Origin of the sequence: Bradyrhizobium sp., from assembly GCF_049586575.1 — a bacterium.
In the GTDB taxonomy this organism is placed as follows: domain Bacteria; phylum Pseudomonadota; class Alphaproteobacteria; order Rhizobiales; family Xanthobacteraceae; genus Bradyrhizobium.
Map to the genome: position 1 here is coordinate 1 of NZ_JBAVCF010000789.1, position 2,267 is coordinate 2,267.

Consider the following 2,267-nt stretch of genomic DNA (forward strand, 5'->3'; position numbering starts at 1 on the left):
GTGATGGACGGAAGCCGAGGGTCGCCACGACGGGGCCAATCCCTCGCGCATGGCGAGGCGACGCAGCGGTCCGAACGAACCAATCAAATGCAGCCCGGCGGCGCGGAGCGATTGCATCGGCAGAAACGTGCTCAACAACGAGCGGTTGGCGATATCGATAGCGAAGGTCCGGCTCATGACATCGGGGCGTCGCGCGGAAGCATAGCGGCTCAACACCGAAGCGGAGCCAGGATCTTCGCCCGCAGCCAGGGCATCCCGTACGGTCTCGGCGAGATCGGCGGCATCGCGCAGCCCCATGTTGAGCCCTTGCGCGCCGATCGGCGGCAGCACATGGGCGGCCTCGCCGACCAACGCGATACGTGTTTTGGCAAATTGCCGCGGCTGTTCGATGACAAGCGGAAACCGATTTCGTCCGGGCTCGACCTGCAACTTGCCCAGGATCGAATGCGAACGCACTTCCGCGGCATCCGACAATTCGTCGTCACTCAATGCCATCAGCCGATCGGCTTCCTTCGGCTCGGACACCCACACGACGCTGGAACGCTCGCCCGGCAGTGGCACAAACACGCAGGGTCCCTGCGGGGTGTGAAATTCGGTCGAGATGTTCTGGTGAGGACGGGAATGGGTTATGTTGAACGTCAGCGCCGCCTGATGCAGCTCGCTGCGCCGAACATGAATGCCCGCGGCGTCCCGGCAGAGCGAATGTCTGCCATCGGCGCCGACCACAAGCCGTGCCGATAACGTTCCCCCGTTTGCGAGCCGAAGCGAGACGATATCGTCCTCCGCCTGGATCGCAGCCGCCTCGTCGTCAAACCGCGTCAGGTTTGTCAAGGCCGCAGCGCGTTCTTCGAGAGAGGACACCAGGACGCGGTTCTCGATATTATACCCGAACACATCGAGGCCGATCTCGTCGCAGGAAAACCGCACCTCCGGAGCCCGGATCAGGCGGCCGGTGTCGTCGACCAGACGCATGACGCGCAGCGCGGCAGCCTTGTCCATGCAGTGCGGCCACACCCCCAGCGCCTCGAGGAAATCGATGGACTCGCCGAGAAGCGCCGTCGTCCGGTTATCGGCATAAAGCGACCGCCGGGCGATCAAGGCGACATTTGCGCCGGCCTGCACGATGGCGATGGCCGCCGCCAGCCCTGCGGGTCCGCCGCCAACGACGACAACATCATAGGTCGAGGAATGATCGCTCATACTCCTGACATTTGACATTCCCTGCGGCATTTTCAAGCCCGAGGCCGAGATGTGCAAATCGAGGGATTCCTGATAGCAGTTGCGGCCAATATTGTCGCAAATCGGCGCATCATCCCCAATGGATCAACAGACCGAAACGCAGCTTCCCCAGGCTTCGCCCTTGATGCAGGCCGCGGCATTTTCGGTGCACGTCTTTACCGCACTGGGCGCCGGTGTCGCGCTTATTGCCCTGATGGAAGCCGTTCGTGAGCACTGGACGGCGATGTTCTGGTGGTTGGGCGCAGCACTGGTGATCGATGGCATCGATGGACCGATCGCGCGTCGTCTCGATGTCGTACGCCTACAGCCGAACTGGTCGGGCGAAGTGCTCGACCTCGTGGTCGACTTCGCGACCTACGTCTTCGTGCCCGCTTATGCGATCACCGCCAGCGGCCTTTTGTCGCCATTGGCCGCACCGGTCCTGGGCGTTGGTATCGCGGTCTCAGGCGCGCTTTATTTTGCGGACCGCCGCATGAAATCGGACGACAATCATTTCCGCGGCTTTCCGGGATTGTGGAACATAGCAGCCTTCTATCTGTTCTTGCTGCACTGGCCACCGGTCGCATCGAGCCTTGCGGTTGCCGCCATGATCGTCCTGACTTTCATGCCTTTCCACGTCATTCATCCCGTCCGCGTCGCCCGCCTGCGTTGGCTGACCTTGGGCCTGATCGGCGTCGCGACAGTATTGGCTATGGTCACGTTGATCGACGACTTCAAACCCGGCACCGCCGCAACAGTCGCGCTCTGCGCGATTGCACTTTATGTGATCGGCAGCGATAGCGCCATCCGGCTAGTGCGGAGAATTTGAAGTTCCTAGCAGTTTCGCGGTAATCTCGTCATAGGAACTTCAAATTCCAAACCGCACTAGGAACCGATGTTTTTCTGGCGCTCCTTTGATTCCGAAGTTCGCATGAACGCACTGGGGAGTCGATTTGACATGCGCCACCACCCCGCCCCAAGTTCGTTAGCGAATGTCAAATCCAAAACTCCACTAGAAGTTATATTTTCTAGTGGTCCTTTGAATCTAA

General features: G+C 60.6%; 2 protein-coding genes. One reads left to right on the forward strand and one right to left on the reverse strand.

Annotation, left to right across the window (positions count from 1 at the left end; translation table 11 throughout):
- A partial coding sequence (locus WB528_RS28220; RefSeq protein WP_423892715.1) for a UbiH/UbiF family hydroxylase occupies window positions 1-1,200 on the reverse strand: 1,200 nt, incomplete at its 3' end.
- 118 nt (window positions 1,201-1,318) lie between these two features.
- Between WB528_RS28220 and pcsA the strand changes: the two genes are divergently transcribed.
- On the forward strand, window positions 1,319-2,047 hold the full coding sequence (gene pcsA, locus WB528_RS28225) for a phosphatidylcholine synthase (RefSeq protein WP_423892717.1): 729 nt from the start codon (window positions 1,319-1,321) through the stop codon (window positions 2,045-2,047).
- Window positions 2,048-2,267 lie beyond the last annotated feature (220 nt).

Coding starts and splice junctions, on each gene's coding strand:
- pcsA (WP_423892717.1), top strand. CDS start 1,319: ATGGATCAACAGACCGAAACGCAGCTTCCCCAGGCTTCGCCCTTGATG.